General features: G+C 58.5%; 23 protein-coding genes. 13 read left to right on the top strand and 10 right to left on the bottom strand.

Annotated features, from left to right (window positions below; translation table 11 throughout):
• The first annotated feature begins 44 nt into the window (after nt 1-44).
• Nucleotides 45-566, top strand: coding sequence for a GNAT family N-acetyltransferase (locus tag BSK43_RS33245; RefSeq protein ID WP_077471535.1), 522 nt, complete (start codon nt 45-47; stop codon nt 564-566).
• 105 nt (nt 567-671) lie between these two features.
• Here the strand turns inward: BSK43_RS33245 and BSK43_RS35920 are convergent, their stop codons facing one another.
• Together BSK43_RS35920 and BSK43_RS33235 are read right to left on the bottom strand one after the other, a co-directional pair.
• A complete protein-coding gene (locus BSK43_RS35920; protein WP_246662772.1) occupies nt 672-1,175 on the bottom strand; it encodes a pentapeptide repeat-containing protein in 504 nt (167 codons plus the stop codon).
• A gap of 504 nt (nt 1,176-1,679) precedes the next feature.
• On the bottom strand, nt 1,680-2,210 hold the full coding sequence (locus BSK43_RS33235) for a hypothetical protein (protein WP_246662771.1): 531 nt from the start codon (nt 2,208-2,210) through the stop codon (nt 1,680-1,682).
• A gap of 777 nt (nt 2,211-2,987) precedes the next feature.
• Here BSK43_RS33235 and BSK43_RS33230 point away from each other — a divergent pair.
• The 4 genes from BSK43_RS33230 to repC all read left to right on the top strand — a co-directional run bounded on the left by BSK43_RS33230 (nt 2,988) and on the right by repC (nt 7,624).
• A complete protein-coding gene (locus BSK43_RS33230) occupies nt 2,988-3,473 on the top strand; it encodes a ProQ/FINO family protein (RefSeq protein ID WP_077471537.1) in 486 nt (161 codons plus the stop codon).
• A gap of 482 nt (nt 3,474-3,955) precedes the next feature.
• Entirely contained in the window at nt 3,956-5,149 is a 1,194-nt protein-coding gene (repA, locus tag BSK43_RS33225) for a plasmid partitioning protein RepA (protein ID WP_077471538.1), read from the top strand.
• Between the two features lie 4 nt (nt 5,150-5,153).
• A complete protein-coding gene (gene repB / locus BSK43_RS33220) occupies nt 5,154-6,155 on the top strand; it encodes a plasmid partitioning protein RepB (protein ID WP_077471539.1) in 1,002 nt (333 codons plus the stop codon).
• Nucleotides 6,156-6,310: 155 nt separating this feature from the next.
• The gene (gene repC / locus BSK43_RS33215) at nt 6,311-7,624 is read left to right on the top strand and encodes a plasmid replication protein RepC (RefSeq protein ID WP_077471540.1); all 1,314 of its coding nucleotides are present in this window, start codon (nt 6,311-6,313) and stop codon (nt 7,622-7,624) included.
• A gap of 412 nt (nt 7,625-8,036) precedes the next feature.
• Here repC and BSK43_RS33210 read toward each other — a convergent pair whose 3' ends face one another.
• From BSK43_RS33210 to BSK43_RS33175, 8 genes are all read right to left on the bottom strand, one after another.
• Nucleotides 8,037-8,993 (bottom strand): murein L,D-transpeptidase catalytic domain family protein, encoded by a 957-nt coding sequence (locus BSK43_RS33210; protein ID WP_246662770.1) that lies wholly within the window; start codon nt 8,991-8,993, stop codon nt 8,037-8,039.
• A gap of 458 nt (nt 8,994-9,451) precedes the next feature.
• A complete protein-coding gene (locus BSK43_RS33205; protein ID WP_077471542.1) occupies nt 9,452-10,786 on the bottom strand; it encodes a flagellar hook protein FlgE in 1,335 nt (444 codons plus the stop codon).
• A gap of 228 nt (nt 10,787-11,014) precedes the next feature.
• On the bottom strand, nt 11,015-11,725 hold the full coding sequence (locus tag BSK43_RS33200) for a hypothetical protein (RefSeq protein WP_077471543.1): 711 nt from the start codon (nt 11,723-11,725) through the stop codon (nt 11,015-11,017).
• Between the two features lie 174 nt (nt 11,726-11,899).
• Nucleotides 11,900-12,511: an exopolysaccharide biosynthesis protein gene (locus BSK43_RS33195; RefSeq protein ID WP_077471544.1), complete on the bottom strand. Its 612-nt coding sequence runs from the start codon at nt 12,509-12,511 to the stop codon at nt 11,900-11,902.
• Nucleotides 12,512-12,559: 48 nt separating this feature from the next.
• Nucleotides 12,560-12,865, bottom strand: a complete 306-nt coding sequence (locus BSK43_RS33190; protein WP_077471545.1) for a hypothetical protein — start codon at nt 12,863-12,865, stop codon at nt 12,560-12,562.
• A gap of 74 nt (nt 12,866-12,939) precedes the next feature.
• Complete coding sequence (locus BSK43_RS33185) at nt 12,940-13,875, bottom strand: TerC family protein (RefSeq protein ID WP_077471546.1); 936 nt, start codon at nt 13,873-13,875, stop codon at nt 12,940-12,942.
• A 225-nt stretch (nt 13,876-14,100) separates the two neighbouring features.
• Nucleotides 14,101-14,817 (bottom strand): class I SAM-dependent methyltransferase, encoded by a 717-nt coding sequence (locus tag BSK43_RS33180; protein WP_077471547.1) that lies wholly within the window; start codon nt 14,815-14,817, stop codon nt 14,101-14,103.
• A gap of 164 nt (nt 14,818-14,981) precedes the next feature.
• Complete coding sequence (locus BSK43_RS33175) at nt 14,982-15,476, bottom strand: Lrp/AsnC family transcriptional regulator (protein ID WP_077471548.1); 495 nt, start codon at nt 15,474-15,476, stop codon at nt 14,982-14,984.
• 129 nt (nt 15,477-15,605) lie between these two features.
• Between BSK43_RS33175 and hppD the strand changes: the two genes are divergently transcribed.
• The 8 genes from hppD (at nt 15,606) to BSK43_RS33135 (ending at nt 24,259) form a co-directional block, all read left to right on the top strand.
• Nucleotides 15,606-16,715 carry a 4-hydroxyphenylpyruvate dioxygenase gene (gene hppD / locus BSK43_RS33170; RefSeq protein ID WP_077471549.1) on the top strand — a complete coding sequence of 370 codons (1,110 nt, stop codon included), beginning with the start codon at nt 15,606-15,608 and terminating at the stop codon, nt 16,713-16,715.
• A gap of 60 nt (nt 16,716-16,775) precedes the next feature.
• Nucleotides 16,776-18,137: a homogentisate 1,2-dioxygenase gene (hmgA, locus tag BSK43_RS33165; protein ID WP_077471550.1), complete on the top strand. Its 1,362-nt coding sequence runs from the start codon at nt 16,776-16,778 to the stop codon at nt 18,135-18,137.
• 37 nt (nt 18,138-18,174) lie between these two features.
• Complete coding sequence (locus BSK43_RS33160; protein WP_077471551.1) at nt 18,175-19,200, top strand: fumarylacetoacetate hydrolase family protein; 1,026 nt, start codon at nt 18,175-18,177, stop codon at nt 19,198-19,200.
• Nucleotides 19,197-19,829, top strand: coding sequence for a maleylacetoacetate isomerase (gene maiA / locus BSK43_RS33155; protein ID WP_077471552.1), 633 nt, complete (start codon nt 19,197-19,199; stop codon nt 19,827-19,829). The genes BSK43_RS33160 and maiA overlap by 4 nt, the downstream gene beginning before the upstream one ends.
• A gap of 181 nt (nt 19,830-20,010) precedes the next feature.
• Entirely contained in the window at nt 20,011-21,765 is a 1,755-nt protein-coding gene (locus BSK43_RS33150; protein ID WP_077471553.1) for an alkaline phosphatase, read from the top strand.
• A 70-nt stretch (nt 21,766-21,835) separates the two neighbouring features.
• Complete coding sequence (locus BSK43_RS33145; protein ID WP_077471554.1) at nt 21,836-22,300, top strand: hypothetical protein; 465 nt, start codon at nt 21,836-21,838, stop codon at nt 22,298-22,300.
• Between the two features lie 4 nt (nt 22,301-22,304).
• Nucleotides 22,305-22,991: an ATP-binding cassette domain-containing protein gene (locus tag BSK43_RS33140; RefSeq protein WP_077471555.1), complete on the top strand. Its 687-nt coding sequence runs from the start codon at nt 22,305-22,307 to the stop codon at nt 22,989-22,991.
• Nucleotides 22,988-24,259, top strand: a complete 1,272-nt coding sequence (locus tag BSK43_RS33135) for an FtsX-like permease family protein (protein ID WP_077471556.1) — start codon at nt 22,988-22,990, stop codon at nt 24,257-24,259. Before BSK43_RS33140 ends, BSK43_RS33135 begins: the two co-directional genes overlap by 4 nt.
• Nucleotides 24,260-24,261 lie beyond the last annotated feature (2 nt).

The raw sequence follows: 24,261 nt of genomic DNA, 5'->3' as shown, positions 1-24,261 counted from the left end.
CAGGCGCCAATTCGTTCTCAGCCTAAAAACGGGGTAACAAAAGCATGCATATTCGAAAGGCCGTCACTGTCGACGCCAAGGAACTATCCGGTCTCCTGAATGAAATCATCCGGGCCGGCGGAACCACCGCGCTCGAGACGCCGCTTTCGGCTGAGGAATTTGCGGAGTGGTTCATCGATGGCGAGTTCGCCCTCGTTTGCCACGTTGCCGAACACGACGGATTGCTCGTCGGTTTTCAGTCCCTGAGCTTATATGGAGATCCACCGAAAGGATTCGCCGACATCGCGACATTTGCCCGTATGAACTCAAGCGCACGCGGCGTGGGAAGCGCTCTCTTCCCCGCAACCCGAGCTGCCGCAGAAGAGCTCGGGTTCGAATTCATCAATGCGACTATTCGCGCCGACAACGTCAGTGGTCTTGCCTATTACGAGAAGATGGGCTTCGAGACCTATGACAGGCTCGCTCAAGTCCCCCTATCGGATGGAACACCGGTCGACAGGATCAAGAAGCGTTTTGCGATAGGCGCGAAGTGCCGCAACTCATCCGGAGACAATGCCTCGTCCTGATGGTCTGCGGGAAGCCTCGGGAACGCTGTCGCATTAGTCGGTCACGATTGCAGACTATTGCGACAGCTGTTTTCATAGAATGGATGGACGCCTCACCCGCGATACCTAGGAGTTCTGCGACTTCTCATACGCCTCGACCATCTCTTCGAAAGGTATGCCGTCGAGTGTCGCACCCATAAGCCGGCAGTTGGCGAACTCAACCCCAGAAAAGTTGATGTTTTGAAAGCGCGAGCCCGAAAGATTGACGTCATTGACGTACCATCCGCTCATATTGCTATCGTTGAACCTAGCTCCAGAAAAATTAATTTGATTGAACGTCGTGCCTGAGAGATTTGCATCGTTGAAGGTCGATCCCGACAGATCAGTGTCGTTCACATTGAGCTTCTCTGTTGTCCTGTGAAGCTTCATTTCTTCGCCAATCACGGAGAAGAAAAGTGGTTTTTCTACCCCCTTTGGCCCGAGCACAGCGGCAAGCGCATTCCAATCTTTCATACCGAATTGCTTCGCAATCAACTCAAGGCATTCGCTATGAGAAAGATCGATTTTCCGACTGCTGAGAGCGTCACGCATGGCCTTTGCCATGCCTTTGATAGCGACGGTGTTGAACATTCCAGTTCCTCCATGGCAATCTATTTGTCAGTGCTCGCATTGCTGACCGACTGCCGAAAGGGCTGGAAGTCGAACCCGGTATCCAAGTGCATTCACCAAACCAAACTTGGCGCGAGCGGCAGGCTGCACAGGCCTAATATAAAGATCATTGATCCCATCAGACTTGTCAATCTGCAATAACGCCCACGGCGTACCGATCAACACAGCTGCCACCCCTTCTGCCCCGCGTACGTGCTTCTGCCCAACGCCGTCCGAAATTTAGGCAATATTAACCATATGAATTAGCTATGGCCTTTTCCATATGGGAAACAAAATAACGCATAACTTCCGTTGGCGATGCTGCCTTCAAGTAGGGCCGCCGCTGCTGATCAAGAGCGGTCATTGACCTCAAGCCCCTGCTCTCGCTAACAGAATGCTCACTGAATTGAGCAGGTGCCCCGATGGGATACCCCGCGCGTACCTTCTGCGCGCGGTCGCCGGAACTGAATGCACTATGCGATAGTTTCATTTTCCCTGAAGCTGCTTCATGGCCTCGCGATCCTCATTCGTCACGAATTCGCAGGCGAGTAGTGTTTTGCCCGGGAAGGCGGCGGATTCACGGGCAATGATCGATACGATCCCCATATCGGCAGTCGGCTGAGCAGACTTCGGCAGGGCGCGTGCGTACGCCTTCGTCGCCGTCCCTAGAAGGCTGCCAAGATCGTCCGACTTCAACTGATAGGCCTTGGCGAGGTCGTCGGCCCGCAAACCTTCAACCAGAACGCCAAAGCTCAAACCGGCAAAGACGAGTTCGCTTGTCTTGAAACCCTGCCGGCCGAAGTCCCCGGGCAACTTGTAGATAGCCGCCGTCATCAGCGACATGTCGGCCTTCGCAAGCTTCTCCGCTTCGTCGTACATTTTCGTGGCCGAGGCCGTCGTATAGGCCGGCTTGCAGAGCGCCGCATCGAAAAAAGTCGCTTTATCGAAGGCCAGGGCACTCGAGCCAAATGAAAGCGATAGAACAGCGCTCAGAGACAGAAATGCTTTGATGCTCAAGATATCTCTCCAGAAGGCGGCTCATCGACTCAGACTCAGGCTTGGCCGATCACGATGCCGTATGTACCGCCACAGCGAGCATTCGCCAACCGGCACTCGCAAAACCTGAGCGGGTTATCACCGACATATTTAAACCTCTCGCCATTCTGGTGCCCAAACTGTTTCCGTCTGGAGTGGCGAGACGTGAACCGAATGGACGGAGATAGAACTCAAGGCCGATATCTCATGCTGAAATTGACCTGGCCTACCCTCCCCCCCCAATACACTTGGTCCCGCAGCGTCAGGCATCCCGATGCTCGGTGGGGACTTCGGCGATCTCGCAGGACTCCTATGAAATGGGAAGGACATATCGCGCGCCCGCAGATAGCCGATACCAAAACATCTCCGAAAAAGGTGGGCCTGCGACGCTATGGATCTTTAGCTCACGGCGCGAGTTGGGTACTCTCCCCAAAGATCTCCTGCGTCAGGGGACGACAGGTCAATCACTGTATCAATCAATGAGGGGAAAAAATCTCTGCACCTGATGGCATTGGCAAATGAGATCTTTATGGCTGGCCGTTTTTCGGCCGAGTGGGCGCCGCGTACTCAATACCTTTCGCGGCCAGATGCAAGTTATCCGCCCAACTATAAAAATCCCGTTAACCAAAACTTGCTGCAGCTGTCACCCGCTCATATATGCGGCGTAGCCATCATAGATCGGCGGTGGATTCTTTTACTCCCCGTCAAAATCACTTCACAATCAGTTCGTAATGGATTTCGAGGCAGAGGAACGATTTCATGGAAGAACCTTGGATGACAAACAATGGTCCGATCGTGGCAACCGCGCTCGATGTCAAGAAGGCGGACGCGATCAATACGCTTCTGCTTCAGCGCATTGACATTCTGCCTTCCAGGCCAGGCGATCCCGTTCGCCCTTTCGCGCTTGGGCTCTGGAGTGAAATTCGCCCGCTCTTGAAACCCGATGTGCCCGTCATGTCGCTTCGCCGCGCAACCAGTGCATTCCTCCATTCCAAGCAATATTATTTTGCCTGCGCGCAGCCTGACTCGATGCGGCATGATATTTCGGGGAATCCGACCGAACCGCTCTCGAGCGAGGACCGGCTGGCGGCGCAACACCGCCTAACAACATTGCGGCAGACACAGACCAAGGCACCCGTGCATCAACCTGAGCCCAAGCCGGCGCCACCGGCAGTCAGCAAAGCAGACCTGATCCGCGCCTCGCTTCTTGGCCGCCGCAAGCTTTCCGATGGCGTGGCTCGATAAAGCGATCGCCGAGGCCGTGGCGGCTGTTGAGCGAACGAGTGCTATGAATGGCTTTGCAAACTTACCTTTCCCACTTCTATAAGGAAGCTCGCTCAGCGGGAACGACCACATCGGCCTAAGGTGTGGTCCGCGGACTACCAGTTCAACGAGAACATATGCCGCACTAAACGACTCGCCTCAGCTTCTTACACGAAGGCACCCACCAGCGCTCAGCAAGGCCAGTAGTCCGCGGACTACCTTCGGACGGGAAACCGCTCCCCGGAACAGAGCAAGTTCCGCCTCTCGCGCCGATCTCGCAGTCTCAATATTCATTGGAATGCGATCGGCTGAAGGCGGGTTTCCTGCACAGCTATTGAGCGAAAACCCAAGAAAAAATGCCAATTGTTTAAGCATTTGTAAAACGGACACGAATCGGAGCATATTGTAACTGCGTAGTTCCGTGGCTTTCCGCAACAATTGCGCAGTTAATTGGGAAAAAGACAATGCAACCGAGTCCCCTGCTCCAGGACGAACAAGAGCACCTTCCGACGCTTCTGGCAACAGATGCGCAAGAGCTGTCCTATCAGCTCCAGCAACACCAGGCAAAGCTCTTCCCGCCTCAGTCGCAGAAGACGATGCGGATGTTTTCGCCGGCGGAAGCCGCCGCCTTTATCGGCATCGGCGAAGGCTATCTCCGCCAGATCGCCGCCGAAGGCCATGGACCGGACCCGCTGGCAAACGGCCGCAGGCTTTACACCGCCGACGATATGGACCGCATCCGCAAGGTTCTGGATGAGCGGAACGGAACGCCTAAATACGTGCCTCAGCGCAAGGGGTCCGAGAAGCTCCAGATTATCTCGGTGATGAACTTCAAGGGCGGCTCGGGCAAGACCACGACGGCGGCCCATCTCGCGCAATATTTGGCGCTCAGAGGATACCGGGTGCTGGCCATAGATCTAGACCCGCAGGCTTCCTTGTCCGCGTTGTTCGGGCACCAACCCGAGCTTGATGTGGGCGAGGGCGAAACGCTCTACGGTGCCATCCGCTATGAGGCGCCACGGCCGATCTCCGACATCGTTCGATCGACTTATACGCCGAACATGCATCTCATACCCGGGAATCTCGAACTCATGGAGTTCGAGCACGAGACGCCGCGGGCGATGGCCGCAGGCAGGGCAGAGACGATGTTCTTTGCACGTATTGGCGAGGCTTTGACGGAAATCGAGAGTTTCTACGATGTCGTCGTCATCGACTGCCCACCGCAGCTTGGCTTCTTGACGATGTCGGCACTCTGCGCGGCAACCTCCATTCTGATCACCGTGCACCCGCAGATGCTCGACGTCATGTCGATGTCCCAGTTCCTGACCATGACCAGCGAACTCATGTCCGTGGTCGAGAGTGCAGGGGGTCGCACCAGCTACGACTGGATGCGCTATCTCGTCACCCGCTTCGAGCCGAACGATGGGCCTCAGAGCCAGATGACAGGCTTCATGAAAGCCATCTTCGGCAATCGCATGCTCCACAATGCCATGGTCAAGTCGACGGCCGTTGCCGATGCCGGTGTCACCAAGCAAACCCTTTACGAAGTCGAACGAGCTCAGTTCACCCGCGGCACTTACGATCGCGCGCTGGAATCGCTCAATCTGGTGAACAGCGAGATCGAGACGCATCTCCGTTCCACTTGGGGAAGGAAATAGATAGATGGCGCGCAAGAACCTGATTGAAATTTCGGCTCCGAATACGGGGCGCGCCGATACCGCGCCGGCAAAAGACACCCGGCCTATTGCCGGCTTTCTGCCGCAGGCAAGAAGCGGCGGCCCCGTTGGCGGCATCACCAGAACGCTCGGCAACATCACCGAAAAGATGGAGCGAGCCAGCGATCTCGAACGACAGCTGGCGGAAGGTCAGACCATCGTCGAGGTCGATCCCGATCTCGTTGATGGTTCCTTCGTCACCGACCGCCTTGAGATCGATCCGGTTGAGCTTGGTCAGCTCGTCGAGCAGATACGCGAACACGGCCAGCAGGTACCCATCCTGGTGCGCCCGCATCCCGAGGCCAGAGGGCGCTATCAGGTTGCCTACGGGCACAGGCGCCTGGCTGCGGCAAAGGAACTTCGCATCAAGGTGCGTGCCGTTGTCCGTCAACTTACCGACGATCAGCTCGTTGTAAGCCAAGGTCAGGAAAACAGTGCGCGCACGAACCTGTCCTATATCGAACGGGCTCTCTTTGCCCTCCGGCTTGAGCAACGTGATTTTGGCAGAGATATCATCATGGCCGCGCTTGGCGTGGATAAGGCTGCCTTGTCAAAGATGCTGATCGTCATGAGGCAGGTGCCTCTGGCCCTTATCAGCGCGATTGGCCCGGCGCCGGAGATCGGTCGCAGACGGTGGTTGGAGCTGGGAGAGCGCCTTGAGGGCGTTGCTCCTGAACCGATTGTCGCCGAGTTGTCCGCGGACAACAGTCGCAAGCTATCCAGTGATGAACGTTTTCAGCAGGCCATGGCTCTGGCGATTGGCAAGCCTGCATCCACAAAGCCGATCGTGGAACCATCCGCCATATCCGGTGTACCCGTGACATTTAAGAGAACGCCAGCGCGTGCCACCTTTGTTTTCGACAGCAAGGCGGCACCTGGATTCGACCAGTTTGTGCAGGAGAGACTGAAGGGTCTCTTCACTGAGTTCCAGCAGGGAAAGGAAACGTAAGCCGCAAAAGAAAAAGGCCCCCAAACGATACCATCGTGGAAGCCCTTCTCCGATCTTAAGCACATCGAGAATCGCATTTCCCCGAATCACAGTCAAGAGTCTTTGGCATCGTTTTGGTGAGCAAATTTCTTTTGCCTCAACGTAGGTGAAGAAAAATGGACACTGAATACGTGACGACGCCCTTTGGGCGGCGGCCGATGACGCTTGGCATGTTGATAGCTCAGAAAAGGGCTGAACATGCCAGGCCAGCCAAGTCGGTCGATAAGTGGAAGATCCATCGTGCGCTCTGCGAAGCCAAGCCTATTCTTGGTGTGACGGACCGAGCGCTTGCCGTTCTCAGCGCGCTTCTGAGCTTCTATCCGAAGAATGAACTCTCGGATGGAGCTAACCTGGTCGTGTTCCCTTCGAACGCACAATTGTCTCTGCGCGCCCATGGCATGGCCGAGCAAACCATCCGCCGTCACCTTGCGGCGCTGATCGAAGCTGGTCTTATCGTCCGGCGCGATAGTCCGAACGGCAAACGCTATGCTCGCAGAAGCAGGGCTGGGGAGGTCAACGAGGCCTATGGTTTTTCGCTGGCTCCTCTGGTTTCTCGCGCGGAAGAGATCGAATATCTCGCTGCCGAGGTCGTCGCCGAGCGTCTTCATCTGCAGAGCCTGAGAGAGCGCGTCAGCCTTCACAGGCGTGATATCCTCAAGCTTATCGAAACAGCGCTCTCAGACGGCGTCGAGGGTCAGTGGGAGGCCGTTCATTCCGGCTTCCGTAGCCTCATCGACAGTCTTCCACGCTCGCCGAATATCCAAGAGCTCGAAGCTTTGCTGTCGAAACTCGGTCGACTGCAGGACGAAATCGTCAACCGATTGGAAAAACACGCAAAAACAACAAAACCAAGCGGCAATCCCTATCAAAATGAGCGGCACATACAGAATTCAGACTCAGAATCCCTATCTGAATCTGAAGCGCAACGGCAAAAACAGCGCGCTGTGTTGTCCGTGGCTTCGGTAGAGATGCAGCCAAACCCTCACGTGGCGCCCTTAAATCGCTCGCTTGAAGAAAACGGGCTTTCACCTGCCGCAACCGAGCCGCGCCCAGAGAGGCTCAAGAACGAACCTATCGCAGTCAAAGCATTTCCCCTCGACATCGTTATGAGAGCTTGCCCGGAAATTGCTGCCTACGGTCCCAACGGCAGGATCGGAAATTGGCGCGATCTGATGACAGCCTCGGTCGTCGTCAAATCAATGCTTGATATCAGCCCTGAGGCCCACCATCAGGCCTGCGCGATCCTGGGGCCGGAGAACACCGCGACGGTGATAGCCTGCATTCTGGAGAGAACCTCGCATATCAAATCCGCTGGCGCTTATCTCCGCGATCTCACACGCCGAAGCCAGAAGGGAGAGTTTGCGATCGGTCCAATGCTGATGTCCCTGCTGAGGGCCAATACCGCCGGAGGTACACAGAAATTGGCCTAGATCGTTAGGATTCCCCTCAACAGAAGCTTCACTTCGAGAGCAATTCCCGGCTTGAAACACAATGGCGGCGCCGATGGAAACATCGGTTTTGCGGACGGTGCCCCATGGCATTCGCATGTCTGGGAGAAGCAAAGCTGCCGATAACTTCAACTTCTAGACTTTAAGTGAATGAAATCAATCAGGTAGATCGTCGGAAAAATTCGACGTCAGTGGCGAGAAAATATGGAAAAGAAACCCATAGATCGCCGAAACCCTGTGTTTTTATCGCTTAATTACGCAGAAAAGTCCATGCCCTTCCGCTTATAACCTCCGTTTTAAAGAAACGGCTGCCAGAGCCTCATGAAGACAGGGAGGAGGAGGGTGACCCTTCGACGGATCGTCTCTTGCCTCCCCGTTTGTCGAGAACGGCTGCTTACTGGCAAAGCGGTATGGGCTTTGCTGGCGGCGCCGGATGATCCTTCTTGTATTGGACGATGACCGGCTCAAGAGATTCCTTCGGCCAGAACTTCGGAGCGCCGATTTGTTTCAGGCAGGAGTCGTTCCAGTACAATCCCGCCTGCGATGGTGAGCGACCCCCAGCGACCGTCTTTGCGATCGCGTTGATATCGGATGACTCCGGATAGATGTAGAGTGTCGTCGGATTGTCCTTCACCATCGAAATGATCTGGTTGGCATCCGATGCTGCCCAGCTGGTGCAGCCGTCGCTACGGCCACCGGCATATTCCACCAGCTTACCGAGCGGCACGTAGCCGTCACGGTTGGCATATGGGCTTTGCGGATCCTTCTTCATGCAGACGCCGGCGACCTTTGCTGCGGCATGCCCGCCGATTGCCCGCTGCCGGGCATTTGCGGTCTCACCCTCGCCGTCGAACTGAAGGAAGGTACGGAGATAGGCAACGTCCTTGGTCTGCGAGGCAGGGTAATAGCCCTTGAACGTCGTCTTCGTCTCCTCGGTCATATAGGAGCCGCCGGTCGTCAGGTTTGAATCCATGGCGTTGCCGAAGTTCCTGGCACACATGCGTCCGTTGCCGAAATCAACGACACCCTTGAGATCGCGACCGCTGCCGTGTCCGGATGAAACGACCCGGAATGTCTGGCTGGCCTCGCAGACGATGTAAAACCGGCCGCCGTCGCTCGGGTCGTTGGGACGTGTTGCGTCCATTGCGAAGTAGCAGGGGTTCCTGACCTTGCCTTCACTCACCTTGCGCATGTAGAGCGCGCGGGCTCTCTGCAGGACCGGGCGGGCGATCTGACCGTCACCTTGGCCCATATGGGCCGTAAGCCAAGCTGGAACATCGGACTGCTGTCCCGCAGCAAATGATTGCGGCGCGCTGGCAATGAGGATGGCGACGGTACAAAGGCTAAGCATCCTGGCGATGCTTCTGGGGGCACGTCTCGACCGCACTGATTTGGATCTCCTGTTAAATACCGTGGACCTCGGTACATCGTCGCCGATGAGAGCGGCATGACAGCCTGCCCGCCCCACAAGCCTGACCGACACGTACTCAGATCCAGAAATCGTAGTTGTGCGCTGCTTTGCTGAACGAGACCCTAACGATGCCGGAAAATGGCGACAGTCACGATAGAGATCACAAGCTTTTTATCAGACTTGCTTAAACCGCATCGCCCAGCATTCCGAGGGCATAACGGCGCAAATGTGGCTGAATTTCGGCTTCGGGGAGCGGACGACTATCTCGGCGCCAGGCAATTGAATTTGGAGGCATCGCAGTAAGGAAGAGCTCGCGACGCAGATTTGCGCCGAACCAGCCGAACGCAGCGAGAAATAAAAAGGGCCCCGAAGGGCCCTTTGACTGCGCGGAGGAAAAATCAGCGCTGGAGATTGACCAGGACGTCCAACAGGTCGGAGCCGGTCTGGAACACCTTGGAATTGGCGGTGTAGCTCTTCTGCGCCTGGATCATGTCGGTGAGCTGGCCAGCGAGGTCGACGTTCGAAGCTTCCAGTGAGTTGGACTGAATGTAGCCAAGGCCATTGCTGTTGGCGAAGCTCGTGACGGTTACGCCAGAGTCGGCATTGGCCTGATAGACGTTGCCGCTCAGGAGCGACAGCTTGTCCGGGCTTGCGACGGTTGCCAGAGGGATCTGATAGATAGCCTTCGGGTCGCCCTTCGCATAATTGGCATAGACGATACCGTTCTTGTCGATGGTGACGCCAGTGACTGCTGCCGCCGCCTGTCCATTGGTCGAACCGGTGGAGGCGAAAGCCGAGGCTTTCTGGGTCATCTTGGTCAGATCCATCGTGATCGACCCGGCGGTCTTTGGATCGGTGATCGTAAAGCTGCCACCGCTTGTCATATTTCCGCTTGTATCGAACGCCAGCGTACTGGTGGCAACAGGGCCAGACGAGTAGGGGAAAGACGAACCGGTACCCGTCGCCGCATCGGCATTGCGGTAGACGGCGACTTCCCACTGATCCGCCTTCGCTGGGACCGCTACGATCGGCGGAGTGGCGGTCGGGTCAGCGGCGACAGCAGGCGATGCAGCCTGGGTCTTCGTGTAATAGATGTCGTACATAACGGTGTTGCCGAGCTTGTCATAGGCAACGACCGAGCTTTTCTGGGTATTGGCTGTGGTCGTCGCCTTGTTGGCGCTCGGCAGTGTCTCGGTCGTGCTCGGCACGACGACCGTTGCACCCGAATTGAGGTTGCCGGTAAAGCTGCCCGAGGTAGAAGGTGAGTTGGCAAGGCCGCTCTGATTGACGTTGATCGGCACCAGGCCATCAAAGCCGTTGACGACGACAGCCGGTGCTCCCGATGCGTAGGAATAACCCATCAGGGTGTAGCCGGCGGAATTCACGAGATTTCCGTTGGCATCCGGGGTGAAGTCGCCGGCGCGCGTCAGAACCGTCGAGCCGTCTGCTGCCTGCACGACGAAGAAGCCGGCGCCGCGGATCGACAGGTCGGTACCCGACGAAGTGGAGATGGCGTCGCCCTGCTGCGTTACCGAATAGCTGATATTCGTCTCGACGCTACCGGAATTGTAGTTGCCGCCGCCCGAGGGCAGGATCAACGACGAAAAGCTGGCGGTTGCCGACTTATAGGCCGTTGTATTGACGTTCGCGATGTTGTCCGACACGGTGCTAAGCTTGTTTGCTTGAGCGTTCATGCCTGAAACTGCCGTTTTCATGCTACCAAAGATGCTCATTGGTTCCTCGCACGTTGCTGATGCCGCCACGATAACGAGAATGACTTGTGTGAAGCTGGCTTTTTCCCTGTATGGCACAAGGCTGGAGCAAGACCTTTGAGCCATGCAGCTCGCGGAATCGCGGGACTCAGCAATCCCCAATACGGCAACATGACGCCAGATTATGTGGTAGCGCTGTGTACTTTGTTTCTGATGTGCGCTTCTAAACCAAATGTACGGTGGCAAGACTCATCGTGCGGGCGGAGTCGGAAAATCCAATACGCTGCGCGTATAGCTCTCGACCAGCGCGCTGAACGGTGTGCCGTCGGGCAGTTTCAGCACGGCATGGTGTTCGAGAACGAAGGGCGGCGGGGCGAGCGAAGCTGTGCCGGATGCGGGAAGGCCAGCCCCCATCTCCCAACCCTGCGGAAGCGGCGACCAGAGTAATTGCGCCGACAGGTTCGTGCGGGTGAATTTGAGAGCCTGTACCGCCCGGCCGAAAGCGACATCGCTTGTGTTCAGGGCCTCGTTCATTTCGGAAGTCAGCTTTGCCGGTACATACCAATTGTCGGCCTCCGACAGAATGCGATCGCCGCACGCCAGGCGGACCCGGCGATAGGCGACCGGTTCGCTCGGCCCGACCGCGAGCAACTCGCGAATATGGGCATCGGCCGGTTTGTCCTGACCACGGACTCGTTGTGCCACGATCTTGGAGCCTGCCGGCGCCAGCTTGTGCGCCGCGCACCAGCGATCGAGCGTCAGCGTGGCACTGGCATTGCTGAGAAGATCGGCATTCAGCGTTTGCAGGATTGCAAGGGCTTCCACCCGCGATGTCGGCGTGTCGGGCCATTGAGATTGGACAGGCAAATCCTGCGCCGTTGAAATCTGCGCGCTGAGCAGCAGGGCTCCAGCGCTGGCAAGTGTGGCGACCCGAGTTAATGTTGAAGTGCGGAAAGCCATGGAGGATCCAGTCCTTGGTGGACGCAACGCCTACGAGGTCAGCCTTGCGATGTAAGCGCTATAATTGGAGAGGACGTCGTGGGTGGCAAGACCCGGATTGCCACACTACAGCACGGTGCGGCAATTCGACCTCACCCTCTTCATCGCTTTCCGGCGCTGCTTCCAGCCCGCATTTCAGGATGCGATTGCGCTCAAGCCGGTCAGGGCCATTTGCATCAGCCAGGCCGTTGCAACAAATGCAATCGCGGATAGCAGCAGAGCTGCCAGCACCAGCAATCCGTCTCTGGCGATCAGGGCGACGGAAATGACGATAAGCGCCAGCACCGGCAGAAAGTTACCGAGCGGGATCGGCAGGGCGATGGCGACCGCCAACACGAAGATCGGAAATGACATCAGCCATTGCATTGTCCGGCCTGTAAAGACGGCCAGACGGCCGGGGCGAACCATGGACTCGACCCTGGCAAGGATCGGCGCGCTGTAGCGGACCATGAGTTCCACGGCGGCCGGCGACAACCTGCGCCGGCTGAGGAAGGATGGAAGCCAAATGGACTGGCGGCCGATCGCGATCTGGACTGCGACGATGGCAAGTGCGGTTCCGAACACCACGCCGAACGGTCCCGGTATGGGGATCATGGGCGGCAATGCGAGAACGAGAATGGTGAAAGCCATGCTCGTACGGCCAAGAGCGTAGAGAATTTCGCCCAAGGAGATGCCGCCTTGCGATTGGGCAAGTCTCGCCAATTGGTAAAGGCGAGCGGATGCTACGTCTTCTGTCTGTTCCGTCATCCTCTTTCCCCGGATGGAATTGTCGGAGGAGGCTGCGCTGGCAGCCTATCAGGCCTCGTCGGCGCCTTTATTCTTGAGAAGGCCGATGACGGCTGCGCAATCCGGGTTGTTCTTGTTGAGCAGATCCACAGGATCGCTCCAGCCCGTGGCGACGCCGACAACGGTGGAGATGGTCCAGACCATATCTTCCGATGCTCGCTTTACCAGCAGCGGCCCTTCGGTCGTCAGGCATGCCTGTGACTGCCTGACGATCTCGACCGGCTGGCCTGCAGCGGTGGCGTACCGCTCGATCTCGGCCTGCAGAGGGGCAAGCGCGAAGGTTGCAAAGAGGGATGCGATGAGATTGGAGAGCATGTCCAGTCCTTTTCAGATGTTGGTTTGTGTGCGGGGGTGATAGTGCCCACCGACTTGGTGGGCACTCTGCTGGCTCAGGCCTCGCCGGCTTGGCCGCGTGTCTTCACGAGGCTCCAGACGACACCGCTGGCGATGATCGCAAAGGTGATGCCGAGCGAGAGGGCGGCCGGGAATTTTTCCAGACCCAGCAGGTCTGCTGCGAAGATCTTCGAACCGATGAAGACAAGCACGATGGCAAGGGCCGGCTTCAGATATTTGAAGCGGTGGATCATCGCCGCCAGTGCGAAATAGAGGGCGCGCAGGCCGAGGATCGCGAAGATGTTCGACGTGTAGACGATGAACGGGTCAGTCGTGATGGCGAAGATTGCAGGCACCGAATCCACGGCGAAGATGACATCGGCGACTTCGATCACCACCAGGGCCATGAACAGCGGTGTGATGAACCAGACCAGCTTGCCCGTCTGCGGATGGGCCTGCTTCACGAAGAACCGTTCGCCGTGATGGTTGTCGGTGACGTTGAAGCGGTTGCGCATGAAGCGGACCAGCGGGTTCTTCGAAACATCCGGCTCGGCATCCTTCATGACCAGCATCTTGATGCCGGTGACGATCAGGAAGGCGGCGAAGACATAGAGGAGCCACGAGAACTCGGCGACCAGCGTCGCGCCGACGCCGATCATGATGGCGCGCAGCACGATGACGCCGAGAATGCCCCAGAAGAGCACGCGGTGCTGATAGAGGCGCGGGACGGCGAAGAACGAGAAAATCAGGGCGATGACGAAGACGTTGTCGAGTGCGAGCGTCTTTTCGACGACGAAGCCGGTCATGTAGGCAAGGCCGGATTCCGCGCCGAGATACCACCATACCCAAGCGCCGAAGGCGAGGCCGAGCGAGATGTAGAGGGCGGAGAGCTTGATGCTCTCGCCGACGCCGATCTCCTTGTTCTTCTTATGCAGAATGCCGAGATCGAAGGAGAGGATGGCGATGACGAGGGCAATAAAGCCAGCCCACATCCAGAGCGGCTTTCCCAGCCACTCGACGAAAAACAGTGATGCTTCCACGAAGGAGAACCTCAGTCGGCGCACGGTGTCGGAAAAGGTCCGACATCGCAAGAGCGCCGACGGCTCTCACCAGAGGGGCCCGGACCAGCGGGTTGCCAGATAGCTGGTGAGCGGATCCTCGCGATTCAAGGGGTGACAGTGCTCTTTGCAAATCGCACGGCAATTTCGCTGGAGCGCCTAGTCCTGCACGCGGCCGATATGGATGCTGTGGACGCTTGCCTTTTCCTGGGCGACGAATTCGGTCAGGGCGGTGGGCACTTCGATATTCGCACTGTATCGCCCTAGAATGCGGAAGCCTCTCGGAAGGAACGCCGTGATGTGGTCGATAATCTTTTCATAGTCGACAACAAGCAACTCCCTCCCGACCGTGAGATCGAACAGTGCGGGATCGAAGATGACGTGTTCGTTCTCGCAGAACCAGTAGGAGGAGAGCGTCAGATCGGGGAGGTATCCGATCTGCGTCGGCAGGCTGCGCCGCTCGAATTCAAACTTTCCGGGAAGCCGGGCGACCGACATCAGTTCTTCACTGAGCGAAAGCTGGGTTTCCGACGCGTCCAATCCGTGAAGCTCAAGGAGAGGATTTCGGGCAAGATAGGCGAAGGCGAGGCTGAATGCGCCTGAGCCGCAACCGAGATCGCACACTTTTCGATAGCCGTGGATCGCGGTGCCGAGGCTGGTGAGCGCCTGCAGGCATTTCAGCGAGTTGCGCATCCCGAAGGCACGGGTGAAGGCATCGGCTGAGTTGGTGTAATCGAAGATCTCGATCTGGCGCCTGCTTTCGACGGCGTTGAGCAGCGCAATGGAATCGATGCTGGGGCGATAGAGGTGATTGCACCTGAGCAGGATGTCGGCAAATTCGTCGAAATGTCGTGTCTGTTCGTCCGCGCGCAGCATGCAAACCTATCCTCGCCCGTCCTTGCCAAAGGGTGTTCTCTTCAAGCATGAATGGATGGGGATTGGTAGATATGCGCAGCTATCGCCGCCGCTGACAGATTTAAAATTTGCCTGCGTCGGCGAAGCGCTGACGCGCTTGGCAAAGCTGTGCCGCAATTATTATCTCACGCCCTCGTCACGTCAGCATGTGTCATCGGCACCGGGAAGCCTTCGAATGTCTTCAACGTATCGAGAACGATCGATGTCTTCACGTGCTGCACGGACTCATGCGGCAACAGCACGTCGTTGACGAACCGCGACAGGCCGACGAGCCCGCGGGTCGCAATCTTCAGGTGATAATCCATCTCGCCCGTCAGCGCATAAGCTTCCAGCACTTCCGGCAGCCCGTTGATCAATTGCGAAAATCGGCGGGCATTGTCACGGTTGTGGGTGGCGAGCGTCACCGAAATGACTACCAGCATATCGAGACCCAGCTTCTGCCGGTCGAGATTGGCCTGATAGCCGCGAATATAGCCCTCTGCCTCCAGCCGAGTGCGCCGGCGTGAGCACTGTGACGGCGAGAGCGCGATGCGTTCGCCGAGTTCGTTGTTCGTCAACCTACCATCCTTCTGCAACTCCTCAAGAAGACGCAGATCCAGTTTGTCGAGTGGCTCATCCATTGCGCGAAACTCTCAAAATGCTCACAGACCGTGTATAATATTTTCCTTTATCACGCAGAATGCAAGCACTTTGCGTGAGTTTGGGTCCATACTTTGCACAGTCAAAGTACCGTCTCTGAGGAGGAGAAAATGGGTCCTTTTCCACATGATGCGCCGCCGTCCGAAATCACCGCCGACAACCCGGCAGGCACCGACGGTTTCGAGTTCGTCGAGTTCGCTCATCCCGAGCCCGAGAAGCTGCGCGAGCTCTTTACCCGCATGGGCTATGTTCCGGTCGCCAAGCACAAGACGAAAGACATTACCGTCTGGCGCCAGGGCGACATCAACTACATTCTGAACGCCGAGCCGGGCAGCCATGCCGCGCGCTTCATCGAAGATCACGGCCCGGCGGCGCCGTCGATGGCATGGCGCGTTGTCGATGCCCAGCACGCCTTCGACCATGCGGTTTCAAAGGGTGCCGTTCCCTATGACGGCAATGACAAGGCGCTCGATGTACCGGCAATCGTCGGCATCGGCGGTTCGCTGCTTTATTTCGTCGAGACCTATGGCAAGAAGGGGTCGGCCTACGACACCGAGTTCGATTGGCTCGGCGAGCGCGACCCGCGTCCCGAGGGCGTCAGCTTCTATTATCTCGACCATCTCACGCACAATGTCTTCCGCGGCAATATGGACAAGTGGTGGGATTTCTATCGCGATCTGTTCAATTTCAAGCAGATCCACTTCTTCGATATCGACGGGCGCATCACCGGCCTGGTCAGCCGGGCGATCACCTCGCCCTGCGGCAAGATCCGCATTCCGCTGAATGAATCGAAGGACGATACCAGCCAGATCGAGGAATTCCTGAAGAAATACAAGGGCGAGGGAATCCAGCATATCGCCGTTGGAACGGACGATATCTATAAGGCGACCGATACGCTCGCCGACAATGGCCTGCGCTTCATGCCCGGTCCTCCGGAAACCTATTACACGATGTCCTATGCGCGCGTGAACGGGCACGAAGAACCCATCGAACGCATGAAGAAACATGGTATCCTCATCGACGGCGAAGGCGTGGTGAATGGCGGCCTGACGAAGATCCTGCTGCAGATCTTCTCCAAGACCGTCATCGGCCCGATCTTCTTCGAGTTCATCCAGCGCAAGGGTGACGAAGGCTTCGGCGAAGGCAATTTCCGCGCGCTCTTCGAGTCGATCGAAGCAGACCAGATCAAGCGCGGCGTCATCGGCACGGCGGCCGAATGATCTTCAGGCGACCCGGTGCCCGGCGCTGGGTCATCCTCAGTTTTCGGGAGGAATTGAGCGATGGACCAGACGATATCTAAGGCCTCCGACCGTCAGGCCGCGGCGGCGGAGACGCTGCAATATATGCCCGGCTTCGGCAACGATTTTGAAACGGAGTCGCTGCCGGGTGCCCTGCCGCAAGGCCAGAACAGCCCGCAGAAATGCAATTACGGTCTCTATGCCGAGCAGCTTTCCGGCTCGCCTTTCACTGCGCCACGCGGAACGAATGAACGGTCCTGGCTCTATCGCATTCGCCCGAGCGTGCGCCATACGCGCCGCTTTTCGAACGCCTCCTATCCGTTCTGGAAATCGGCTCCCTGCCTGGATGATCATTCGCTGCCCCTCGGCCAGCTTCGCTGGGATCCGGTGCCGGCGCCGACGGAGAAGATGACATTTCTCAAGGGGATGCGGACGATCACGACGGCCGGCGATGTCCTGACCCAGGCTGGAATGGCCGCACACCTCTATCTCTTCAATGAAGACATGGTTGACGATTATTTCTTCGATGCCGATGGTGAGCTGCTTGTCGTTCCCCAGGTCGGCGCCATCAGGGTCTTCACCGAAATGGGCATCATGGATGTCGAGCCCTTGGAAATCTGCGTCATTCCTCGAGGCATGATGTTCAAGGTGATGGGCAAGGGCGAGGAGAAGGTCTGGCGCGGCTATATTTGCGAGAACTACGGCGCGAAATTCACGCTGCCGGAACGCGGCCCGATCGGCGCGAATTGCCTCGCCAATCCCCGCGATTTCAAGACGCCCGTTGCCGCCTACGAGGACAAGGAAGTGCCTTGCCGCGTGCACGTCAAATGGTGCGGCAAGTTCTATGTCACCGACATCGGCCACTCACCACTCGACGTTGTCGCCTGGCACGGCAACTACATCCCCTACAAATATGACCTGCGGACGTTCTCGCCGGTCGGCGCGATCCTCTTCGACCATCCCGATCCGTCGATCTTTACCGTGCTGACGGCGCCGACCGAAGCAGCAGGCACCGCGAATGTCGACTTCGTCATCTTTCCGCCGCGCTGGCTGGTGGCCGAACATACCTTCCGGCCGCCCTGGTACCATCGCAACATCATGAGCGAGTTCATGGGGCTGATCCACGGCCAGTACGATGCCAAGGAAAAGGGCTTCGTGCCGGGTGGCATGAGCCTGCACAATATGATGCTCCCGCATGGGCCTGATGCTTCCGGCTTCCAAAAGGCATCCAATAGCGAACTCAAGCCTGTGAAGCTGGATCACACCATGGCCTTCATGTTCGAGACCCGTTTTCCGCAGCAGCTGACGAAATACGCGGCCGAACTCGAAACCCTGCAGGATGACTATCTGGAATGCTGGGACGGTCTGGAGCGCAGGTTCGACGGCACTCCGGGCATCAAGTGAAGATCGATCCTGCATTCTCTGACATCGGAACCGGACCATGAAGCTTGCGACTTTGAAGGACTCCACAAGGGACGGCCGGCTTGTCGTCGTCTCGCGCGATCTCACCCGTTGCTCCGAGGTCGGCCATATCGCCCGCACCTTGCAGGCCGCTCTCGACGACTGGGACCATGTTGGCCCGAGACTTCAGCTGATAGCCGAAGGTGTCGAGACGGGAGCCCAGCCGACGATCAGGTTCCACGAACATGACGCCGCGTCACCTTTGCCGCGGGCCTATCAGTGGGCGGACGGTTCGGCCTACGTCAACCATGTCGAACTGGTGCGCAAGGCGCGCAATGCCGAGATGCCGGCGAGTTTCTGGGTCGATCCGCTGATGTATCAAGGCGGCTCGGATGGCTTTCTTGCGCCGCGCGATCCGATCGTGGCCGCCGACGAGGCCTATGGGATCGACATGGAAGGTGAGGTCGCCGTCGTGGTCGGCGACGTGCCCATGGGGGTCGGTCCGGACATCGCCCGCCAGGCCATCCGGCTGGTGATGCTCGTCAACGACGTGTCTTTGCGCGGCCTCATCCCACAGGAGCTGGCAAAGGGGTTCGGCTTCTTCCAGTCCAAGCCTGCTTCGGCATTTTCCCCGGTTGCCGTCATGCCGGACGAGCTGGGCGAGGCATGGGATGGTGGCAAGCTGCATCTGCCGCTGCTGGTGACGCTGAATAACAGGCTGTTCGGCAAGGCGAATGCCGGTGTCGACATGACCTTCGATTTCGGCGAGTTGATCGCCCACGCCGCGAAAACCCGCGGCCTCGTGGCCGGCACGATCGTCGGCTCGGGCACGGTGTCCAACAAGCTTGACGGCGGACCGGGCAAGCCGGTCGAAAGCGACGGCGTTGGTTATTCCTGCATTGCCGAGATCCGGACGATCGAGACCATCGAAACCGGCGCGCCAAAGACGCCGTTCCTGCGGTTCGGCGATCAGGTTCGCATCGAGATGCAGGATCATGCAGGCCATTCGATCTTCGGAGCGATCGAGCAGACCGTCGAAAAGTACCAGGGACCGCAGCCGCGATGAGTGAGGTCATCCTTTACGATTACTGGAGATCGTCGGCGAGCTACCGTGTCCGCATCGCGCTCAACATGCTCGGGATGGCTTACAAGAGCGTGTCGGTCAACCTGCTGGACGGCGAGCAAAACAGCCCGGACTATCTGGCACTCAATCCCCAGGGGTTCGTTCCGACGCTGGTGATCGATGGCAATACGCTGACGCAGTCGTTGTCCATCATCGAATATCTCGCCGAGCTTCGGCCGGAGAGCGGGTTGATGCCCGTCGACATTGCGGGCCGGCAGCATGTGCGAGCGCTTGCCTACGCGATCGCCATGGATATCCATCCGATATGCAACACGCATGTCGCAGCCTATGTCACGACCATAACGGACAAGGCCGACGCCCGCGAGGAGTGGATGCGGTATTTTATTGCCACCGGGCTTCGCAAGCTCGAAGCGATGCTGGGCGGCTTCGATGGCGCGTTCAGCTTCGGGGATAGGCCGACGATGGCAGACATCTGTCTTGTCCCGCAGGTCTATAATGGCCGCCGCTGGGGTGTCGACATGACCGATCTGAAGCGCGTCGTCCAGATCAATGACAGATGCACCAAACTGCCCGCCTTTCAGGCGGCGCATCCGGACCGTGCGAAGCCCTGACGAAAAGCTCGCGCCAAAATGCGTCGGCGGCCTCCTTTTTTAGATGCTGTACATACAATCAGCAATCCTTAGTGAATGGATTTGTTCATTCACGGTTGCAGAAAGTTGGCTGTTTTTTATGTGATTGTCATCTGGCCTTTATAAGGGAGAGGAGGAAGTAACCAAGACGCGGGGGTATGAAATGCGTAAACTTCTTCTTTCCATGGTGTCGGCAACCGTATTGGCTGGGGCTGCCAATGCTGCGACCGTCTACCCTTTGGACCGGGCAACGGTTCTTGTGGGATCACCGTTCGACTTCAAGGTCGAGTTCAGCAAGGTGGTGAAGCCGGAAGACGTGAAGGTCACCGTCAACGGCGAAAGCTATGACGCTGTCTTCGGCAAGGCGGCTGATTTCGTTGCCGAGGAAAAGGGTGCCGAAGACAAGGTTCTCGGTTCGGCTCTGATCCTGCGCGGCGTGAAGCTCGCAAAGCCCGGCCAGTACAAGGTCGAGGTTTCGGCCGGCGAAGAGAAAAAGTCGGTCAACTGGGATGTCTACGCCACCTCGGCAGCACCCAAGGCCAAGAACATCATCTTCCTGCTCGGCGACGGTCTTTCCGTTGCACATCGCACCGGCGCCCGCATCATGTCCAAGGGCATGACGGAAGGCAAAGCCAATGGCCGCCTGGCCATGGACGATATTCCGCCGGTCGCCTTTATCGGCACGTCCTCAACGTCGGCTATCGCGACCGATAGCGCCAACACCATGTCGGCCTATATGACCGGCCACAAGTCCGCCGTGAACGCACTCGGCGTCTATGCCGACCGTACGCCGGCAAGCCTGGATGATCCCAAGGTCGAAACCATCGGTGAAGCGCTCCGCCGCACCGGCAAGAAGTCGCTCGGCATCGTGACGACGGCTGAAGTCGAAGACGCGACGCCGGCAGCGCTCGTCTCCCACACCCGCAAGCGCGGCGACAAGGCCGAGATCGTCGGCATGATGTACGACGTCAAGCCGGATGTCCTGCTCGGCGGCGGCTCGGCCTATTTCCTGGCGAAAAGCGTGCCCGGTTCGAAGCGCAAGGATGACAAGGATTACATCTCGCTCTTCAAGGATGCCGGCTACGCCGTTGCCACCGACAAGAACGAACTGGCTGCTGCAGCCGGCTCGAACCAGGACAAGCTGCTCGGTCTCTTCCACACCGGCAACCTCGACGTCACGCTCGACCGCGAATTCCTCAAGAAGGGCACCGTCGACAAGTTCCCGAACCAGCCGGGCCTCGTCGACATGACCAAGGTTGCGCTCGACAAGCTCGCCAAGAACCCGGAAGGCTTCTTCCTGGTGGTCGAGGGAGCATCCATCGACAAGATGAGCCATCCGCTCGATTGGGACCGCGCCTTGGTCGACACCATCGAGTTCGACAAGGCCGTTGCCGTTGCCCGCGAGTTCCAGGCGAAGAACCCGGACACGCTGATCGTCGTTACCGGCGACCACACCCATGGCGTCTCGATCATCGGCACTGTCGACGATAATAAGCCGGGTACGGAAATGCGCGAGAAGGTAGGCACCTATGCGGCTGCCGGCTTCCCGAACTACGAGGACAAGGATGGCGACGGCTATCCGGACCGCGTCGACGTTTCTCGTCGTCTGTTCATCGCCGCCAACAATGGTCCCGACCACTACGAGACCTTCCGTCCGAAGCTCGACGGTCCTTTCGTTCCGGCGATCCAGAACGAGAAGAAGGAATATGTTGCCAACGAAGCCTACAAGGACGTGCCCGGCGCCGTCTTCGTACAGGGCAACATTCCGAAGGACGAAGACAGCGGCGTTCATGCCGTAGACGATATCGTTCTGCAGGCCGCAGGCCCGGGCGCGGAAGGCTTCCGCGGCTACATGGAACAGAGCGACGTCTACAAGGTACTGGCCGACACCTTCGCGCTCGGCACCGAGAAGATGTAATTCGCCCGATCGGCGAGTACGGACAGGCGGTTTCCGACCGCCTGTCCTTCCATATTTCATCGGGGTTTCCATGTCTCAGAACAAGCCTGTTTCCATCAGCCGCCGAGCGCTGATGACCGCCTTTGCCGTGCTGCCCATGGCTGGCATTGCCATGCGGGCAAAGGCTGCCGAAAAGCTCGGCTTCGGCGAGCTCTACAAGAGTTTCGGCCCGCTCGGCCTCGAATTCTCCGACAAGGTAAAGCAGTTGAGCGGTAAGCATGTTGCCATCAACGGCTTCATGGCGCCGCCGCTGAAGGCGGAGGCAGCCTTCTTCGTCCTGACCGAGATCCCGATGTCGCTCTGCCCCTTCTGCTCCTCCGATGCCGACTGGCCCGACAATATCATGGTCGTCTATCTCTCTGCCAAGCAGACCTTCGTGCAGTTCAATGCGCCGATCGTGGCGCGAGGCGTGCTGGAGTTCGGCTCGTGGACGGATCCGGAAACCGGCTTCATCAGCCAATTACGTCTGCGAGACGCCTCCTTCAGGACGGCTTGATCTCATGCTGGCGCTCGATATTTCCGGTCTTGAAATGCAGTTTCCCGGTCTGGCCGCGCCGGTGCTGGCCATTGAGAAATTTCATCTGCCGGCTGGCGGTCGGCTTGCGATCACCGGTGCCTCTGGCTCCGGCAAGAGCACATTCGTGAACGCGATTACAGGCCTTGAGACAGTCACGCGCGGCAGTGTTTCCTGGAGCGGCACGGAGATCACGCGTCTTTCAAATGGAAAGCGCGACGCGTTCCGGGCCGGGAATATCGGCCTCGTCATGCAGGATTTTCACCTGTTTCCCGGATTGTCTGCTGTCGAGAATGTGGTGCTGCCGGTCCGCCTTGCGCGTCGACTGACGCCCGCCGAGCGTGACCGCGCGTTCTACCTTCTCACTGCCACTGGCATTGCCCGCCCGCAGCAGAAGATCGAGACGCTATCGCGCGGCGAGATGCAGCGCGTTGCCGTCGCACGAGCGCTTCTGCAGCGTCCGGGCGTCATTGTTGCGGACGAACCGACCGCGAGCCTCGACCGCCAGGCGGGCAATGAGGTTGCCGAACTTTTGCTGCAGCTTTCGGCCGAAGAGGGGACCACGCTTATCGTCGTGACGCACGATATCTCGCTTGCCGAGCGTATTGGCCGTCGCATCTGCCTGGCGAGTGGCCGCATCGAGGAAGATAGCAGAGAGGTTGCCGCGCAATGATGATGTTCATTCTCGCCGATCTCCGGCGCTTTTGGAGCGGGGCGCTCGCTGTCGTTGTCCTCATTGCCTTGTCCGTTGCCTTGAGCGTGACCGTCACGCTTCAGGAACGAGCCGTCCGGCTCGGCAGCGCACGCGCCGCCGAGAAATTCGATCTTCTGGTGGGAGCCGCCGGCAGCGAGACGCAGCTGGCGCTATCAGCTGTATTCCTGCAGCCGGCACCGCTGCCGCTGATGGATGGCGCAGTCCTCGGACGGCTCGCCAACGATCCGCGCGTCGAATTGGCGGCACCCGTCGGCTTTGGCGATTCCGCTTATGGTTTCCCGATCGTCGGTACGACGACGAGCCTGATCTCGTCTCTATCGCCGGTTCTGTCGCAGGGCGTGCTGTTCGCGCGTCTCGGCGAGGCGGTGGTTGGCTCCGATGTCACGTTGTCGCCCGGTGCGGACATTAAGCCGATGCATGGCACAGCCGAAACCGGCGGCGAAACCCATACGGCCATTGCCTACAAAGTCACTGGCCGCATGGCGCCGACGGGTACGGCCTGGGATCGGGCGATCCTCGTGCCGATCCGCGCCGTCTGGCAATTGCACGGTATGCACGGCGAAGAACACCACGATGGCGACGAAGCGGAAGACCACGGTGCCGAGCCGCACGATCAGGGCGATGAACATGAGCACGAGCATGGCCACGTCGATGCCGACGCGCCTCTCGACGAGCATTTCGATGCGCAGACGCCGGATGTTCCCGCCGTACTCGTCAAGCCGAAGACGATTGCCGATGCTTACCGCCTTCGGCAGGAATATCGCACCGGGGCAACGCTTGGTGTCTTTCCCGCCGAGGTGCTGACCAGGCTCTATGCGACGCTCGGCGATGCCCGCAGCCTGTTGCTGGCAATCGCGCTCGGCACGCAGGCGATCGTCATCGCCGCCATCGTGCTGGTGACGGTCATGCATGTTGGTTCGAGACGCCGGCAGATCGGGGCATTGAGAGCGCTCGGCACGCCGATCCGTTCGATCATCGCAATTGTATGGGGCGAGCTCTTCATTCTGTTTGCGGCCGGGATCGCACTTGGCATCGCGCTTGGATATCTCACCGCGCTGGTGATCTCCGCGCGGCTTGCCGCATCGACGGCTGTGCGCCTGCCGGTTGGTTTCGCCTTCGACGATCTATGGCTTGTGGGCGGCTTCCTGTTCGTTGCGGCATTGATCTCGATTGTTCCGGCGTTCAGCGCCTTGCGTTCGAGCCCGGCTGCGGCGCTGCGCGCGTGACA

Origin of the sequence: Rhizobium sp. P44RR-XXIV (assembly GCF_001999485.2) — a bacterium.
Taxonomy (GTDB): Bacteria; Pseudomonadota; Alphaproteobacteria; order Rhizobiales; family Rhizobiaceae; genus Rhizobium.
This window is presented reverse-complemented; position numbering and strand designations above follow the sequence as displayed.

Excerpts from the sequence above, each read along its gene's own strand:
- BSK43_RS33245 (WP_077471535.1), top strand. The coding sequence starts at position 45 with ATGCATATTCGAAAGGCCGTCACTGTCGACGCCAAGGAACTATCCGGT.
- BSK43_RS35920 (WP_246662772.1), bottom strand. The coding sequence starts at position 1,175 with ATGTTCAACACCGTCGCTATCAAAGGCATGGCAAAGGCCATGCGTGAC.
- BSK43_RS33230 (WP_077471537.1), top strand. The coding sequence starts at position 2,988 with ATGGAAGAACCTTGGATGACAAACAATGGTCCGATCGTGGCAACCGCG.
- repA (WP_077471538.1), top strand. The coding sequence starts at position 3,956 with ATGCAACCGAGTCCCCTGCTCCAGGACGAACAAGAGCACCTTCCGACG.
- repB (WP_077471539.1), top strand. The coding sequence starts at position 5,154 with ATGGCGCGCAAGAACCTGATTGAAATTTCGGCTCCGAATACGGGGCGC.
- repC (WP_077471540.1), top strand. The coding sequence starts at position 6,311 with ATGGACACTGAATACGTGACGACGCCCTTTGGGCGGCGGCCGATGACG.
- BSK43_RS33210 (WP_246662770.1), bottom strand. The coding sequence starts at position 8,993 with ATGCTTAGCCTTTGTACCGTCGCCATCCTCATTGCCAGCGCGCCGCAA.
- BSK43_RS33205 (WP_077471542.1), bottom strand. The coding sequence starts at position 10,786 with ATGAGCATCTTTGGTAGCATGAAAACGGCAGTTTCAGGCATGAACGCT.
- BSK43_RS33200 (WP_077471543.1), bottom strand. The coding sequence starts at position 11,725 with ATGGCTTTCCGCACTTCAACATTAACTCGGGTCGCCACACTTGCCAGC.
- BSK43_RS33195 (WP_077471544.1), bottom strand. The coding sequence starts at position 12,511 with ATGACGGAACAGACAGAAGACGTAGCATCCGCTCGCCTTTACCAATTG.
- BSK43_RS33190 (WP_077471545.1), bottom strand. The coding sequence starts at position 12,865 with ATGCTCTCCAATCTCATCGCATCCCTCTTTGCAACCTTCGCGCTTGCC.
- BSK43_RS33185 (WP_077471546.1), bottom strand. The coding sequence starts at position 13,875 with ATGTGGGCTGGCTTTATTGCCCTCGTCATCGCCATCCTCTCCTTCGAT.
- BSK43_RS33180 (WP_077471547.1), bottom strand. The coding sequence starts at position 14,817 with ATGCTGCGCGCGGACGAACAGACACGACATTTCGACGAATTTGCCGAC.
- BSK43_RS33175 (WP_077471548.1), bottom strand. The coding sequence starts at position 15,476 with ATGGATGAGCCACTCGACAAACTGGATCTGCGTCTTCTTGAGGAGTTG.
- hppD (WP_077471549.1), top strand. The coding sequence starts at position 15,606 with ATGGGTCCTTTTCCACATGATGCGCCGCCGTCCGAAATCACCGCCGAC.
- hmgA (WP_077471550.1), top strand. The coding sequence starts at position 16,776 with ATGGACCAGACGATATCTAAGGCCTCCGACCGTCAGGCCGCGGCGGCG.
- BSK43_RS33160 (WP_077471551.1), top strand. The coding sequence starts at position 18,175 with ATGAAGCTTGCGACTTTGAAGGACTCCACAAGGGACGGCCGGCTTGTC.
- maiA (WP_077471552.1), top strand. The coding sequence starts at position 19,197 with ATGAGTGAGGTCATCCTTTACGATTACTGGAGATCGTCGGCGAGCTAC.
- BSK43_RS33150 (WP_077471553.1), top strand. The coding sequence starts at position 20,011 with ATGCGTAAACTTCTTCTTTCCATGGTGTCGGCAACCGTATTGGCTGGG.
- BSK43_RS33145 (WP_077471554.1), top strand. The coding sequence starts at position 21,836 with ATGTCTCAGAACAAGCCTGTTTCCATCAGCCGCCGAGCGCTGATGACC.
- BSK43_RS33140 (WP_077471555.1), top strand. The coding sequence starts at position 22,305 with ATGCTGGCGCTCGATATTTCCGGTCTTGAAATGCAGTTTCCCGGTCTG.
- BSK43_RS33135 (WP_077471556.1), top strand. The coding sequence starts at position 22,988 with ATGATGATGTTCATTCTCGCCGATCTCCGGCGCTTTTGGAGCGGGGCG.